Annotated in this window: 12 protein-coding genes; 4 read left to right on the top strand and 8 right to left on the bottom strand. The window is 60.8% G+C overall.

Translation table 11 applies throughout. The features are described from left to right. Positions 1-52: 52 nt before the first annotated feature. From thrA to ACYVAC_RS04375, 8 genes are all read right to left on the bottom strand, one after another. Positions 53-2,554: a bifunctional aspartate kinase/homoserine dehydrogenase I gene (gene thrA, locus ACYVAC_RS04410; RefSeq protein WP_461096368.1), complete on the bottom strand. Its 2,502-nt coding sequence runs from the start codon at positions 2,552-2,554 to the stop codon at positions 53-55. Between the two features lie 187 nt (positions 2,555-2,741). Then, positions 2,742-3,278: a DUF4126 family protein gene (locus tag ACYVAC_RS04405; protein WP_461096367.1), complete on the bottom strand. Its 537-nt coding sequence runs from the start codon at positions 3,276-3,278 to the stop codon at positions 2,742-2,744. Positions 3,279-3,427: 149 nt separating this feature from the next. Further along, positions 3,428-5,692, bottom strand: coding sequence for a TonB-dependent receptor (locus ACYVAC_RS04400; protein ID WP_461096366.1), 2,265 nt, complete (start codon positions 5,690-5,692; stop codon positions 3,428-3,430). 109 nt (positions 5,693-5,801) lie between these two features. Continuing rightward, positions 5,802-7,073, bottom strand: coding sequence for a HupE/UreJ family protein (locus ACYVAC_RS04395; protein WP_461096365.1), 1,272 nt, complete (start codon positions 7,071-7,073; stop codon positions 5,802-5,804). Between the two features lie 130 nt (positions 7,074-7,203). Then, positions 7,204-8,355 carry a DUF3500 domain-containing protein gene (locus ACYVAC_RS04390; RefSeq protein WP_461096364.1) on the bottom strand — a complete coding sequence of 384 codons (1,152 nt, stop codon included), beginning with the start codon at positions 8,353-8,355 and terminating at the stop codon, positions 7,204-7,206. A gap of 130 nt (positions 8,356-8,485) precedes the next feature. Continuing rightward, the gene (locus ACYVAC_RS04385; protein ID WP_461096363.1) at positions 8,486-9,184 is read right to left on the bottom strand and encodes a LytR/AlgR family response regulator transcription factor; all 699 of its coding nucleotides are present in this window, start codon (positions 9,182-9,184) and stop codon (positions 8,486-8,488) included. Continuing rightward, the gene (locus ACYVAC_RS04380; RefSeq protein ID WP_461096362.1) at positions 9,184-10,311 is read right to left on the bottom strand and encodes a sensor histidine kinase; all 1,128 of its coding nucleotides are present in this window, start codon (positions 10,309-10,311) and stop codon (positions 9,184-9,186) included. Before ACYVAC_RS04380 ends, ACYVAC_RS04385 begins: the two co-directional genes overlap by 1 nt. Positions 10,312-10,440: 129 nt before the next feature. Beyond that, entirely contained in the window at positions 10,441-10,839 is a 399-nt protein-coding gene (locus ACYVAC_RS04375) for a nuclear transport factor 2 family protein (protein WP_461096361.1), read from the bottom strand. A gap of 162 nt (positions 10,840-11,001) precedes the next feature. Between ACYVAC_RS04375 and ACYVAC_RS04370 the strand changes: the two genes are divergently transcribed. The 4 genes from ACYVAC_RS04370 to ruvA all read left to right on the top strand — a co-directional run bounded on the left by ACYVAC_RS04370 (position 11,002) and on the right by ruvA (position 14,730). Further along, positions 11,002-11,718: a ferritin-like domain-containing protein gene (locus ACYVAC_RS04370; RefSeq protein WP_461096360.1), complete on the top strand. Its 717-nt coding sequence runs from the start codon at positions 11,002-11,004 to the stop codon at positions 11,716-11,718. 14 nt (positions 11,719-11,732) lie between these two features. Then, on the top strand, positions 11,733-12,458 hold the full coding sequence (locus ACYVAC_RS04365) for a ferritin-like domain-containing protein (protein WP_461096359.1): 726 nt from the start codon (positions 11,733-11,735) through the stop codon (positions 12,456-12,458). Between the two features lie 191 nt (positions 12,459-12,649). After that, entirely contained in the window at positions 12,650-14,014 is a 1,365-nt protein-coding gene (locus tag ACYVAC_RS04360) for a neutral/alkaline non-lysosomal ceramidase N-terminal domain-containing protein (RefSeq protein ID WP_461096358.1), read from the top strand. Between the two features lie 128 nt (positions 14,015-14,142). Next, the gene (ruvA, locus tag ACYVAC_RS04355; RefSeq protein WP_461096357.1) at positions 14,143-14,730 is read left to right on the top strand and encodes a Holliday junction branch migration protein RuvA; all 588 of its coding nucleotides are present in this window, start codon (positions 14,143-14,145) and stop codon (positions 14,728-14,730) included. The last annotated feature ends 136 nt before the right edge of the window (positions 14,731-14,866 follow it).

Below are 14,866 nucleotides of genomic sequence, written 5' to 3'. Positions count from 1 at the left end.
GAACAAAGCCCCGACCAGTGTCGGGGCTTTGTTCTTTGTGGATACAACAGGTCTATGCCAGATAGCTACCGATGCTGACGAGGTCGGCGAAGACGCCCGAAGCCGTTACTTCGGCGCCCGCCCCCGGCCCTTTTACCACCAGCGGCCGCTCCTTGTAGCGCTCAGTGGTAAACGACACGATGTTATCGGCACCGGTGAGCTGGAAGAACGGATGGTCGGGCCCCACCGAGCGCAGTTCGATCACGGCCTTGTCGTTTTCGAAGCTGGCCACGAAGCGCAGCTTTTTGCCGTCGGCCTGGGCCGTGGCGAGCAGGTTTTCGAAGTAAGCGTTGTTGCGGGCCAGTTCGTCGAAAAAGGCCGGCACGGTGGGCGCGTCGAGACACGACTGCGGCAGCAGCGTGCGGATGGTGACGTCTTCGGGTTCGAGCGCGAAACCGGCTTCGCGGGCCAGAATCAGGATTTTCCGGGCCACGTCCTGCCCACTCAGATCGTCGCGCGGGTCGGGTTCGGTATAGCCTTTTTCCTTGGCTTCGCGCACCACATCGGCAAAGGCCGGCAGCGACCCGTCGGGGCCGGGCTGGAAGGTGTTGAAAATAAACGACAGCGTACCCGACAGAATGGCTTCGATTTTCAGGAAACGGTCGCCGGCGGTCATCAGACCCTGCACCGTGTTGATAATGGGCAGGCCCGCGCCCACATTGGTCTCGTAGAGAAACTTGACCCCCCGGTTCAGGGCCGTGCGCTGCAGCCGGCGATACTCGGCATAGGGTCCCGAGTTAGCCACTTTGTTGGGCGTTACCACCGAAATGTTCGCGTCGAGCAGCGACTCGTAGAACTGCACTACCTCGCGGTCGGACGTACAGTCGATAAAGACGGAGTTCGGCAGGTTATAATCCTTGATCTTGTCGACGAAGGCGGGCAGCGATGTCGTTACCCCGTCGGTCAGTTGCCGTTCGCGCCAGTCCGTCAGGTCGATGCCTTTGGGGTCGAGGAGCATCTTGCGGGTGTTGGTCATCCCCACCACGCAGACTTTCAGCAGCTTCTCCGTACGCAGGTATTCGGCCTGCTTGGCAATCTGCTGCAACAGGGTCTTGCCAATCAGGCCCGTACCCACCAGATAGAGGTTCAGCACCCGGGCTTCCGACTGGAAGAAAATGTTGTGGAGGGCATTGAGTGCTTTCGAGAGGTTATTCTTGTTGATAACGACCGATATATTTATCTCCGACGAACCCTGGGCCACGGCGACGATGTTGACGCCATTTTTACCCAGTACCGAAAAGAGCTTGCCCGCAATACCCGACGATTTGCGCATGCCCTCGCCAACGGTGGCAATCACCGACAGGTCGCGCTCGATAGCGATGTTATCGATATGCCCCTGGGCAATTTCGGTGGCGAATTCGGCGTCGAGAATGGTCTTGACGTTTTCGGCGCCCCGCGGGTCGATGGCGAAACAGATCGAGTGTTCGGAGGAAGCCTGCGAGATCAGAATAACGCTGATCTTATGGGCGGCCAGTACGCCAAACAGCTTGGCCGACACGCCCGCCACGCCAATCATGCCCGCACCCTGCACGTTTACGAGGGCAATGTCGTCGATACTTGAGATGCCCGTAATGGTGTACTGCCGGCGCTCGGCCGTGCGGCTCACCACGGTGCCCTCGTGAGTGGGATTGAAGGTGTTGAGCACCCGCACCGGAATATTGCGCGCAAAGGCCGGCTGCAGACTGGGCGGATAAATTACCTTGGCGCCGAAGTGACTGAGTTCCATGGCTTCGGCGTAGGTAATGGTCGGGATATTGAAGGCGTTGGGCACCTTTCGCGGGTCGGCCGTCATCATGCCGTCGACATCGGTCCAGATGTCGATTACGCTGGCATTGAGGGCCGCGCCCAGAATGCTGGCCGTATAATCGGAGCCACCCCGACCCAGGGTCGTGGTTTCGTTTTTCTCGGTTGAGCCAATAAAGCCCGTTACCAGCTGAATGGGGTCGCCGGCGGCACTGCCGGTTTTGGCGTAATGCGCCTGAATCAGCCGGTTGGTAAGCGGGTAGTTGACTTCGGCCTGCCCGAATTGGGCATCGGTTTTTATGATCGTGCGGGCGTCGAGAAACTGGGCTGGTATGCCCCGGCTTTTCACGCATTCGGTAATGATGGTCGTCGACAGGCGCTCGCCGAAGCTGGTGATCAGGTCGAGCGTACGGGCCGACAGTTCGCGGATCAGCGATACGCCCCGCAGCAGATCTTCCAGTTCGTTGATAATGCCGCGCACGTGGGCAAACACCTTGCTCTGCTCCTTCACCGGAATCAGGGCTTTTACCACGTTGAAGTGCCGGTCTTCGATGCGCCGAACCAGCTCCATATAATCCACGCTGCCGCTGGTGGCCATCCGGCCAATCTCGATCAGCTGGTTGGTAACACCGCCCATCGCCGAAAACACCACCGTGATGGCGTTGCCCGGCTGCGTGTCGCTGCCCCGGCGCTGCTCGTCAATGATCTGAATAACCTGTTTAATGCTCTCGACCGAGCCAACGGACGTACCACCGAATTTAAGAATCTGCATCAGAAGGAATGAGCGAAAGAGCGAACGTGTGAACGAGTGGCTGCTCAGACCCTCTTCACAAACTAATCGGACGGACGTTGATGCGTGTAACGGAAGGGCAAAGATAAGGGTCGGCAACGGTTTACCGGCGGCCAGGAGCGCTTTTCAATGCACCTGTTCCAACGTCGGTCTGGCCACAGGCTGGCCACTACCCGTTTGCCGGCGCCGGGGCCGGGCCTGGCTGGGTAGCGAGCGGCTGGTTGGCAGCCTGCCGCACGGTCAGGTAGCCGGCACCGATGGCCAGCGCATCTTCGGCCAGTGCTGCGTATAGGGCAGGCATAGTCTGTTGGGTGGTCAGCCACCGGCGCAGGTAGAAGAAACCATAGCTGCCAACGGCCGCGCCCAGCACGCCCGCCAGTGCGCCGTAGCTGCGTTCGCGCGGGCGGGCGTCAAGCAGCGTGGCACCGGCCAGCGTGGCACCGGCCAGTGCCCCGGAACCAAGCCGGCCGAGGATGGCCGGAAAAGCGATTCGGTTGGGGGCTGCCGGCATCTTGTCGCCGATCAGTTCGCCAAGGGCAGCCGCCTTGAGCAGCGTGGCCGTCAGGGGCGCGTGCATAAAACGGAGCGTGCGGCTGCGCACGGAGGCTGCCGGGGTCGATGTCAGCTGATGGCTAACCAGGGCAGGCGCCATCATCGATCGCATGCCGGCGATAATGCCAATCTGAAAGGCGTGGCGGTAGGTCATACGGATAAGCGGGGCTATTGGTGAAACGGGCCGTGCTGGCCTAAAGCCATGGCTGAACGGCCGCGTGTGGTGTAAACACAACCGCAGCCTGTTTTGTGTGAACCCCTGTTTTGGGTACAGCGTCTGCCTACCCGGCGCCAATGGCCCGCTTACCAGCTATACATCAGGCTCAGCCGGGCGAAGAAGGGGGAGCCGGGCGTGAAATGAATTTCGCTGACGGGCGCGGCCTCGCCCTTCAGGCGGCTTTCGGTGTCGAACTGCGTTTCTTTCCAGCGCGTATTCAGCAGGTTCTGCACCGTCAGGCCCAGCGTGTAGGCACCGCGGGCATAGGAGGCCTGCAGGTCGGTCACGCAGTACCCCTGGGCCACCACCGTATTGGCTTCGTTGGCGGGGCGGTCGGCCATATAGCGGTAGCGCAGCGAGCCGCTGAAGCCCGCGCGGGGCTGCAGCGTGAGCCCGCCCGTCGACGTGAAAACGGGGGCCAGCGGCAGGTAGTTTTGGCCCGTTTCGGCATCCAGCGAACGCGGATTGGCGGTGTTTAGGTCCAGATCGGCAAACAGGGTCTGGGTGAGCTGGTAGCGAGCCGACAGGTCGAGGCCCATCCGGCGCGAGCGCCCGCTGGGTTCCACCACGCCTTCGTCGCCTACGTATACAAACTCCTGCTGCAGGTAGAGATACCAGGCCGCAGCGTTGACCAGCAGGCGCGGAAACGGTTTGGCAACCAGACCCAGGTCCGATCCGTAACCGCCGGGCAGAATTTGACGGCCGTTGCGGGCCGTGACAACCCGCGCATCGTTGGAGTGAAACCCTTTGCCCGTGTTCAGGTACAACTGCAGGCCGGGGCTGAGCGTGTAATAGAGATTGAGCTTTGGCGAAACGATGGCCTGACTGGCCCGGCGGGTTACGGGCAGGGCCGGAAGCTGATCGGTATACTGCGACCGGAACCAATCGACGCGCAGGCCGGCGTTGAGCGTGAGCCGGCTGGTGAGCGTCACGACCTCGTCGACGTAGAGGCCGGCATTGATTTCGTTGACCCGGCCATACTGCCGCCGGTCGAGTGTAAGGGTCTGGTCTTTGGTGTGCGCCAGTTCGGTGCCCTGCGTCAGGTCCTGCCGGTACTGGGCGCCCAGCGTGGTGGTCCAGTGGGTACGGCCCAGGCTGGTGTGGGTGGCGTAGCTGCCGTTGTAGCCGAACAGCTGCCGTTGTTCGCGCTGCCGGATCTGGTCGCCGTTGATCGAGTCGTTCAGGAAAAACGTGAAATTGGAGTAGAGTTCGAACCCGTAGTGGCTGTAAAAAAGCTGGTGCCTGATGGTATGGTTTGCCGGCGTTACCGTAGTGAGCCGGGCGTTCAGGTTGGTCCGGCTGGTGGTGCTGCCCTCGGTTGGGTCGATCGAGCCAAACCAGCCGATCTGCCCGGAAGCCACGGCGCGGTCGGGAATCTGGCCCGAATGGTGCCAGCGACTCTGAAACGTCGAGGCTGTCAGCGTCAGATTCGTCTGGTCGCCCAGGTGCCGGTGGTAGTTGCCCACCAGGTTGACGCGTTTGAAGTGCTGCGGGTTGTCGAAATAAGCGTCGCTGTAGGAATATTCACCCCCCACATAGGCCGACTGGGTGGCGGCCATGCGTCGGGGCAGCAGCGAAATACCCCCCACGGCCCGATACGTGTTGAACTGACCGGTCTCCAGCTTGACAAACGATCGGTCGAGCGTGGAGCGGGTCCGCAGGTTGGCCCAGCCCGCCGTGGCCAGATTGCCCTGCGCCGTAGTGTAGGGGCCCTTGCGAAAATCAACCCCATCGACCAGTTCCGGAATCACAAAATGCAGGTCGGCGTATCCCTGCCCGTGGGCGTGCGACACCATGTTGACCGGCATACCGTCGACACTGAGCCGGATATCGGTGCCGTGGTCGAGGTCGAAACCGCGCAGAAACAGCTGCTCGGCCTTACCGCCCCCCGCATGCTGCCCGATGAAGAGGCCAGGTACCAGCCGCAGAATTTCCTGGGAGTTGACGACGGGGCGCAGCCGGATGTCGATGGTGCCGATCAGCTGTTGATCGGCCGGGCGGAGGGCCGCTACCGTAACGGCACTCAGGCTGACCGGCGCAGCCAGCAGGCTATGCGACAGCCGGATGGTCTGGTCGTGTTCTACCGCAATTCGTTGCGTAAGAGTCGTGTAGCCGATGTGTGAAATGGCCAGTTGGTACAGGGCTGGGGCCAGCTGGTCGAACCGGTAGCGTCCGCGCTCGTCGGAGAAGGTGGTGTGGCCTGTTCCCGTCAGCTGGATCAGGGCACCCGGCAGCGGCTGGTGGGTCTGGGCGTCGGTAACGGTTCCGGCGAGGCTTCCCTGGTGGGCCAAAGCAGCCGACAGACTGGTCAGCAGCAGCCAGATCGTGGTGTGTAGACGGAAAAAAAACATAGCGATAAAATCGACTAATTCCGTCGACTTTGAGGATTCGGCAAAAATAGCGGGTTAGCGCTGCAAATGACAGCGACGAGCGCGATCAATCCGGCTGGCTGCGTACCGGTCAATGCCCGGCCGACGCAAGGCGCCCGCGCCAGGCTGCGCCCAGGGCCAGCAGCGCCAGTAGCGCCAGCGCATAGGGGGTGTACGCAACGGCCTGCTCGATACCGTGGGTCAGCGGGTTCGCCTGTCCGGTGCTCCGTTCGGTTAGCCAGGCCAGAGCCGCCAGACCGGCCAGCAGGGCTCCGCCCACCCGCAGATATCGGTAGCCTGTGGTACGGCTCAGCAGTATAAGCCAGGGAATGGTCAGGCCAATCACCATCAGCTGCATCAGTTCGATACCCAGGTTGAAGCCCAGCAGACTCAGCGCCAGATCGGCCGTATCGAGTTGCAGATTGACCAGTGTACTGGCGAAGGCCAGTCCATGAATCAGCCCGAATCCGGCGGCTACCCAGGCTTCGCGTCCGGCAAACAGCGGGCGTATGGCGTGTATGGCCGATACCAGGATCGACAGGGCGATCAGCAGTTCGACGGGTTGTGCCGGCAGCCTCACCCAGCCCAGCGTACCCAGCAGCAGGGTCAGCGAATGCCCGCCGGTGAAGGCCGTCACGATGATCCCCAGCCGCCGAAGGCCGTAGCGTACACCGCCGAAACGCCCCCACCGCCCGCCAGCCGCCAGCAGGGGGGCGGGCAGCAGCAGTACCAGCAGAAACAGCAGATGATCGGTACCATCGGCAATATGCTGCATACCCAGGCGCACCATGGCTTTGAAACCTGCCCAGCGACTGCCCGACGCGAGGTTGACGGGCAGGGGACGAATGCGGTTGTTCACAATGTCGAGCTGAATGGTGCCCAGGGGCTGATGGCCGGTCTCGACCACCTGGCCGCCGGCCCAGTCCTGCCGTACCGACACCAGAATGGTGTGGGTCATAACCTGATGCAGCACCACGTCGTAGCCAAACAAAAACTGCCGGACCTGTCCACCGGGCGGGGTCAGGTGAAGGTGAGCCGTCAGTTCGCGGTAGACGCCGTTGATCGGGTTTTGCGTTTCGACCACGGCCAGCCTGCCCACCGATACCGTCCACGGCGCACCGGTCATTGTCATCGGTCGAACATGGGCCCGCAGGTACGCCCGCAAGGCTGGCCCCAGCCGCTCGACGAGCCGGGCCGACGAATCGTTGACCGCATGGCCCCAGGCCGACTGCAGCTCGACCAGCGGAATCTGTAGTTCGGCATCGATGCCCGTTCGGTGGATATCGAGCAGCACGGCCGAATTGGGCATGGGGTGGGCCCGGCCGGCGTCGGGCCGGCCCAGGAGTAGCAGGAGCGCTAGCATAACCGTCGGCCAGGCGGGCACACGGCTGACAAAGGCAGGGAACTGATTCACGGGCAGGAGCGGGCAGGCTACAGTGAAAATAAGCGTTGCCCATTCCGGGTTTCGCCGGCAACGGGCAACACGACAATCGTTAGTTACCGCCGTAATCGGTCGTATGGTCGCGCCAGACCGAGTGGGGGTGGGGGGTGTTGCGGACAATGATGCCTCCCTGATAGGAAAACTCGATCCAGACACGGGGACCATCGATCCGTACATAGTCGTTCTGGGTGTTAACGGAGGTCGTTCCCGAGTAGGCCACATACGTATCGGCCAGCCCGGCCGTATAGGCCGTCAGCGTAGCGGCTGCCGTGGCTGCGTCGAGATCGTTTACGTAGAGTTTAATGGCGTTAAGCACCAGCGCCTGCTTGTCGCTGCTCAGCGAGCCTACCCGCAGGCCCACCTTGGTGGCCGGAAACTGACCGTCTTTTCCGGGACCCAGCACCAGGTCGGAAAACGTACCCGACTGTTTGGCGGTGGCTTGCTCGGTACTGCTAAGGCCCGTCAGGAGAGCGGCAAATGCAGCCCGTTCCTGCTCGAATGGCTGGTAGGACCGGTTGTTGGCCGTAACGGCGGCCGCCGGCTCAACACCCCGGAAAGCGGGCGTTACGCCACTGATGGCACCGGCGTTGAAGGTGTAGGGCTGGGTATAGTGGTGTCCCGTAAACAGAATCGACCAGAGTCCGGTGGTGCTGGGCGTTCCCAGAATCGACAGGTAGTAGTCGTCGGCACCGTAGTCAGAGCCGCCCCCAATGGTGTTCAGGTAATCATCGGCTACCAGATTGCCCAGCAGTTCGTCGTAGCCTTCATCGGTGGCACTCAGCGCCAGTACGGCCTGCATCATGGCGCGGAACGCCGTCAGCTGCGCTGTTGAAAGCGAGCCGAGGTTGATGCCGTTGCGGGCCGATAGGCCGGCGGGCAGGTTCGACCATTTCTGCGCGTTGGCTTTGGTATAGGTCAGCTGCGTGGTGGTCAGCTGCGTGCTGCTGAGGGTCGCTTTGAAGGCTTCGGTGAGCGCCACTACCTGCGCGATGCCCGTAGCCGACGGGCTGGCCGTGGTCGAGAGGGTGGCGGTAATGCTGGTCGTGGTGCCGCCCGTGCTGGTCGTGCCTGAGCCCGGGGTGGTGGTGCCGCCCGAACTGGAGCCGCTGGCGCTGACACCGCTCGACTGGCAGGCGCTGAACAGGCCAGCGGAGCTTAGACCGACCAGCAGCAGGTAGGCGGTCGTAGACAGGGAATGTTTCATGGTTTATATCCTTCGGTTTGTCTGGGAACCCGTGATTTTATCCCGTATACAGTCTGTTCCAGCCGTGCGTTGCCAGTCTGGGGTCAACAGGCCGAATGTTGTGGCCAATAGGCCAGTTAACAGATCTGTTTCAACCCGCGAAACGCTCCGTAAAGGCTTTCTCGAAGCTGCTGCCAACCGGCAGTTCGGCCTGGCCAATGCATACCATTTTGTTTCGGATCGACACAATCTTGTCGATGGCAATGATAAACGACCGGTGGATGCGCATGAAGTCGGTAGCCGGTAGTTTGTCGAGCATGGCCTTCATGGTGAGCCGCACCACCAGCGGGCGGCCGGTGGTGCGGTGAATTTTCAGGTAATTATCGAGGCCCTCGATGAACAGGATGTCGGCCGGTCGAACGGGGACCAGGCCATAATCGACCCGAACCAGAATCGGGTCGGGCGGGGGGGGCGTATCGGCGGGCTGAGGCATCCGGGCCTGCCAGCGCTGGTGCGCTCGCTGCACGGCTTTACTGAATCGGTCGAATGTAAACGGCTTCAGCAGGTAATCGGCAGCTTCGACTTCATAGCTCGCTACCGCAAACTCACTGTAAGCCGTTGTGAAAATGACCTGCGCCGAGGCCGGAACCGACCGGGCAAACGACAGACCCGATTCGCTGGGCATGTTGATGTCCAGAAAAATCAGGTCGATGGTCTGCTGGTCCAGAAACCGGTGGGCTTCGCTGGTGCGCGTGAACGTATGCAGCAGCGTAACGAGGTCGATGCGTTCGCAAAACGCCTGGATGATTTCCAGCGCCGGGCGTTCATCGTCGAGAGCGATTGCGTTCATCAGGATAAAGTCAGGTGTAGAACAACGTGAAAACGGGTGCCGGTGTCGTCGATGGTCAGCGTATGCGCACCGGGGTAGAGCAGTCGTAGCCGTTGCCGGGCGTTCTGCAGGCCAATACCGGTGGCCGACTCGATTGGACTAACGTGTACGATGTTGTTGACCACTTCCAGGTGCAGGCTGGCGCCCCGGATGGTCAGGTAAATCCGGATCAGGGATTCTTCGTCGGGGTTGACGCCGTATTTGAAGGCATTTTCGATCAGGGAAAACAGCAGCAGGGGCGCAATCAGCAGCTGGTGGGCCTCGCCCGTCAGCCGATAGTCGACCGTGACAGCCTCGCGCAGCCGGGCTTTCTGCAGGTCGATGTAGTTGCCGATGTAGTTGATCTCATTCTGCAGTAACACCGTGTCGGCGTGGGCGTCGTAGGTGGTGTAGCGCATAAACTCCGACAATTGCACAACCGTATCGGCCGTTCGGGGGTCCTGCCGCAGGGCCAGCGCGTAAATGCTGTTGAGCGTATTGAACAGAAAATGGGGCTGTATCTGCGCCCGCAGCTGCCGCAGTTCGGCCTGTAGCTGATCGGTTTCGACCTGCCGCAACCGGTTGGCGGTCTGAACCGAAAGGGAGAGCAGGGTGCTGATGCTGCCCAGCAGAAAAAAAAGCATGAGCTTAACGGGGAGCAGCAGCGTGCCGGGGGGCACATCGCCGGGTCGATGCGGAAAGCCGTTGTGCCGGTTGGCCGAATGATGACCAGCCGGCTTGTCGAGCATCATTTCCTCGATAAACAGCTGCCGGAACCAGGCTACCGGTGTCTGCGTACGGGGCGGCTTGAAGAAAGCCCACTGCTCGATCCGGTAGGGCAGATAAGCAGCTCCCAGCACACAACTCATGGCCACCACCAGATACAGCCTGTAGCGTTTGGCCAGAAACCAGCGGGGCACGAAATAGGTGTGGTTGACATACGTGAAAACCAGCAGAAAAACGTAGGCCAGCCCGTTCTGTATCAGGTGGTCGTGGGGTCTGAGCGGGTGCCAGCTAACCCCGCTGTAGCTAAAATAAAACAGCGGCAAGGCCAGCAGAAACAGCCCGATCAGCACCGTCTGGGCGCGGCTGTTGAACCAGGTTATCATACGCAGGTAGGAAAAGCACCAAAGCTAAGCCGGCAGCCCATGAGCCGGGCGCGGCCGGGGTCAACAACCCGAAAGAAGGGGTAAAGAGTCGGGCTGCGGTCAGTCGGGCTGCGGTCAGTCGGACTGCGGTCAGAACATACCGTTGTCATGGGCCGACTGATCGGGAACCAGCTGCAGCACATCCCAGTGTTCCACGATCCGGCCGCTGGCGTCGAACCGGAATATATCCATCCCCGCCCATTCGTCGGTGCCGCTGCCGTCGGGCCGGGGCCAGAACTGCTGGCAGTGCAACACCACCAGGTTTCCCTCAGCCACGGTGCGCTTCACCACCACCCGTTTGCCGGGATAGTCGCGGGTCATGCGCTCGAAATAGTCGATAAAACCCGCTTTGCCATCGGCCACAGTCGGGTTGTGCTGGGTATAGGTGTCGCCTGCGTAGCGGGCCATGGCATCGGCGGGCTCGTTCTGATTGAACATCCGGTCGTAGAAAGCGAGGGCCGTCTGGCGGTTAGCGTCGGGTGTCGACATAGGCAGTGTGCTGAGGGTAAGGTCAGGTAAGGTACAGAAAGCGGATGGCGTATTAAAAAAAAGTAAATCGGTTCAATCCATTTGCCTGAACCCGTCGTATGTAGTGTCAAGACCGGCAGCGCTGTGGCGTTTCGGCATCATAATCACTTAACTTTTTTTGCTATGAGCAAGCAACAGAACGAATCGGGCCTGTCGATGTTACCGGGTCAACTGGAGCCGGTAATGGTCGGTCGCCGGTTATTTCTGCGCTACGCAGGGGCCGTCACGGCTGGAGGGGCTTTACTGGCCGCCTGTAAAGGTGAAGATAATCCGGATACCATTATGGCAACGGTTGATCTGGGTACGGGCGACGTCGGGATTCTGAACTACGCCTACGCGCTGGAACAACTCGAAGCCGCTTTCTATACGCAGGTTATTGCCACGCCTTTCTCGGGCATGACGGCTGCCGAAACGCAACTGCTCACCGATATCCGCGATCATGAAGTGATCCACCGCGAATTTTTCAAAGCGGCTCTGGGTACCAATGCCATTGGTAGCCTGACGCCCAACTTTGCCGGTATCAACTTCAGCGATCGCAGCAGTGTACTGAATACCGCCAAAGCGTTTGAAGATCTGGGTGTATCGGCCTACAACGGTGCCGGCAACCTGATCAAAGATGCCAACTACCTGCTCATCGCCGGTAAGATCGTTTCGGTTGAGGCTCGCCACGCTGCGGCCATCCGCGATCTGCTGAGCCCCAAGTCGGGCAGCTTCGCCGGCGACGACATCGTGACCCCGGCCGACGGTCTGGACGCGGCCAGCAAGCCGGCCGCCGTACTGCCAACGGCTCAGAAATTTGTTAAAACGCCCATCAGCGGAGCTAACCTGCCCACCGCCTAATCTGACATACACGTATGAATCTGTTCAACATTATTGCCGATATCGAACAAATCGACGCCGATGCCAGCGAGCGGTATAGCTTTTATTCCCGTCGGAATCTGTTCAAAGCCGGGTCGCGCCTGGCAGCCGCTGCGCTGCCCACGATTGTAGCCGGTTCGCTCAACGAAGCCTTCGCTCAGTCGTCGGCTGCCGTCGACGTGCTGAAATACGCGCTGACGCTGGAGTACCTCGAAGATGAATTTTACCGCATCGGTCTGGGTACGGCCAACCTGATTCCGGCCGCCGACCAGGCTGTTTTCAGCCAGATCAGCAAACACGAAGCGGCTCACGTAGCCCTGCTGAAAGGCGCGCTGGGGGCTGCGGCTCCGGCCAAACCGACGTTCCAGTTCCCCACGGGTACCTTCACCAGCTACCAGACCTTCATGGCTACGGCCCGGGCGCTGGAAGACACCGGTGTAGCCGCCTACAAAGGACAGGCGGGTGCCCTGATCAACGATAAGGCTATTCTGCAAACAGCCCTTCGCATTCACTCGGTCGAAGCCCGCCACGCAGCGCAGGTGCGCCGGATGATGGGTATGAAAGGCTGGGTGTCCGACACCACGCAGACGTCGTTTACGCAGGCCGGCGTCAACCTGAAAACCCTGACGGGTAAATCGGACGACGCCATCCGCGAAGCCTTCGACGAACCGCTGACCATGGCTCAGGTACTGGCCATTGCCGGTCCGTTCATCAAAGCATAACATGGGTCGAAAGCGCCGGTACGGCCCCGTACCGGCAGGCTTTCTACCGCAATCATTATAGGGAGACCGGTCATCCGGTAGAGTGGCGAAAGGCGCTGGGATATTCCCGACGCCTTTTTTTTGTGGCTTTTCTGTCCGGTGGTTTTTTCGTTGCTTGCGCACCCGTTCAGGGGCCAAGACGTTGCTACTGCATGAAGGCTGTCCGTATCTTTTTTAACGTCCTGTTGGGACTGGTTGTGTTTATCCTGCTGTTTCTGGCCGTTAGTCTGGCTCCAGTCGACGATACGCCTTACCAGCAAATGCCCTACTACCACCAGACCAAAGCCCGGCTAAGCGCGCTGCCCGCCCCCCCGGCGCCTAAAACGGGTCTGCGGGCGGGCTGGGCCAAGGTCAACATTACCCCGCCCTACACCACACCAACCGGCGGCTACGGCGCCCGGCGCGGCAAGCACTGGCACGTGGTCAGCGACTCGGTCTACGCGCGGGCCGTGGTGCTCGATAATGGCAGCACCCGCGTGGCCGTAGTGGGCCTCGATCTGCTGATTACGCCCCCCACCTTGGTCGAAGCCCTTAAGAAGCGGCTCCCCGAAGTAGGGCTGCGCTGGGAAAACGTGTACATGGGTGCCATTCACTCCCACAACAGCCTGGGCGGCTGGGCACCGGGGCTGGTGGGCCAGCTCATTGCCGGTGGCTATAACGAGGATATTGTGACGCGCATAACCGAAGGCGTGCTAACGGCCATTCGGCAGGCGCAGGCCAGTCAGGCACCGGCGCAACTGGGCTATGCCGAGGTCGAAGCCGGCGACATGATCTACAACCGCATCCGCAACTCCGGCCCGACGGGACCCCTCGACAGCCGGCTTCGGCTGCTGCGGCTCCGGAAACAAACCGGGCAGTCGGCGCTGATCTGCTCGTTTTCGGGGCACGCCACACTCTTTGAAGACAGTATGAGCGATTACCTGAGCCGCGATTACCCTGGCTCGCTGGTCGACCGGTTGGAGCGGAAGGATGCCGACTTTGCCGTATTTCTGGCCGGGGCGGTGGGGAGCACAGGCCCCGAAGCGAAGGGCGAAACCGATTTTGCCGAAATTCGTAATTATGCCGGCACGCTGGCCACCCGCATCGAGCGCGTACTGCCCACCGTGCAGACCCACACCGACAGCACGCTGGCCATGCTGACACTGCCGCTGGGACTGCGCGAACCGCACCCGCGTATCATCGGCAACTGGCGCGTACGGCCCTGGCTGTTCTACGCCATCTACGGCGATTTTCCGTCGGACCTGAAAGCGCTGCGCATCGGCAACACGGTACTGCTCGGTACGCCCTGTGATTTCTCGGGCGAGCTGGCGGTCGAGCTAATGCCGCGGGCCACCCGGGATGGCGTGCGGCTGATGGTGACCAGTTTCGAGGGGGGCTACATCGGTTACGTGACGCCCGATCGCTACTATGACCGGCAGTCGTATGAAACCCGTGACATGAACTGGTTCGGGCCTTACAACGGCGATTATTTCAAGGAAATGATGGGCGGCCTGCTCGATCGGATTACCCGAAAATGAGGATTTTTCGGTATATTTACGGGTTATAACGAGGTCAAAAACACCTCTTTAACCGGCTTACGGCGTCGTGCGGCCACGTGGCTGTGCGGCAGTCGACAACCCTCCCAACGTCTTACTTTACGCGCTGAATGATTGCTTATCTGGATGGACTGCTGTCCTATAAAGAAACGACCTACGCTATTATCGATGTCAACGGTGTTGGCTATGGCGTACACATTTCGCTGCAAACCTACGCCACGCTGCCCGGCGGTGGCGACCGTATCAAACTCTTCATTCATCACCTGTTTCGGGAAGATGCCCAGCTGCTCTACGGCTTTGCGTCGGCCGATGAGAAATCGCTGTTTCTGGATCTGATCGGCGTATCGGGCGTAGGGCCTAATACGGCCCTGGGTATGCTGTCGGCTATGCAGCCGGCCGATCTGCGGCTGGCTATTCTGGGCGAAAACGTCCGGGCGGTGCAGGCTATTAAAGGCATCGGTGCCAAAACGGCGCAGCGCATCATTCTGGAACTGCGCGACAAAATGAAAAAATCAGGCGTGGTACCCGACGGCCCCACCTACCGCCAGCAGGCCGCCAACCCGGTGCGCGAAGAAGCACTGGCTGCCCTGATGGCGCTGGGCTTTCCCAAAGCCACGGCCGAAAAAAGCGTCGACGATGCCCTGCGGGCTACGCCCGATCTCAGTGTCGAGGATGTAATCCGGCAGGCCCTGCGCTAAGTCAGTTTCCGCGCCGGTTGGATTTCGGAGGTTCGGCCCGAACCCACCGGCGCGGTTAGTAAACCCACATGGCCCGTTGGCGGGCCGTTTCCAGTTTTATGTAGCTTTACGCCCGGCCTGCCTGTAACCAAAGTTG

It is taken from the genome of Spirosoma luteolum (assembly GCF_054778875.1).
This window is presented reverse-complemented; position numbering and strand designations above follow the sequence as displayed.

Excerpts from the sequence above, each read along its gene's own strand:
- thrA (WP_461096368.1), bottom strand. The coding sequence starts at position 2,554 with ATGCAGATTCTTAAATTCGGTGGTACGTCCGTTGGCTCGGTCGAGAGC.
- ACYVAC_RS04405 (WP_461096367.1), bottom strand. The coding sequence starts at position 3,278 with ATGACCTACCGCCACGCCTTTCAGATTGGCATTATCGCCGGCATGCGA.
- ACYVAC_RS04400 (WP_461096366.1), bottom strand. The coding sequence starts at position 5,692 with ATGTTTTTTTTCCGTCTACACACCACGATCTGGCTGCTGCTGACCAGT.
- ACYVAC_RS04395 (WP_461096365.1), bottom strand. The coding sequence starts at position 7,073 with ATGCTAGCGCTCCTGCTACTCCTGGGCCGGCCCGACGCCGGCCGGGCC.
- ACYVAC_RS04390 (WP_461096364.1), bottom strand. The coding sequence starts at position 8,355 with ATGAAACATTCCCTGTCTACGACCGCCTACCTGCTGCTGGTCGGTCTA.
- ACYVAC_RS04385 (WP_461096363.1), bottom strand. The coding sequence starts at position 9,184 with ATGAACGCAATCGCTCTCGACGATGAACGCCCGGCGCTGGAAATCATC.
- ACYVAC_RS04380 (WP_461096362.1), bottom strand. The coding sequence starts at position 10,311 with ATGATAACCTGGTTCAACAGCCGCGCCCAGACGGTGCTGATCGGGCTG.
- ACYVAC_RS04375 (WP_461096361.1), bottom strand. The coding sequence starts at position 10,839 with ATGTCGACACCCGACGCTAACCGCCAGACGGCCCTCGCTTTCTACGAC.
- ACYVAC_RS04370 (WP_461096360.1), top strand. The coding sequence starts at position 11,002 with ATGAGCAAGCAACAGAACGAATCGGGCCTGTCGATGTTACCGGGTCAA.
- ACYVAC_RS04365 (WP_461096359.1), top strand. The coding sequence starts at position 11,733 with ATGAATCTGTTCAACATTATTGCCGATATCGAACAAATCGACGCCGAT.
- ACYVAC_RS04360 (WP_461096358.1), top strand. The coding sequence starts at position 12,650 with ATGAAGGCTGTCCGTATCTTTTTTAACGTCCTGTTGGGACTGGTTGTG.
- ruvA (WP_461096357.1), top strand. The coding sequence starts at position 14,143 with ATGATTGCTTATCTGGATGGACTGCTGTCCTATAAAGAAACGACCTAC.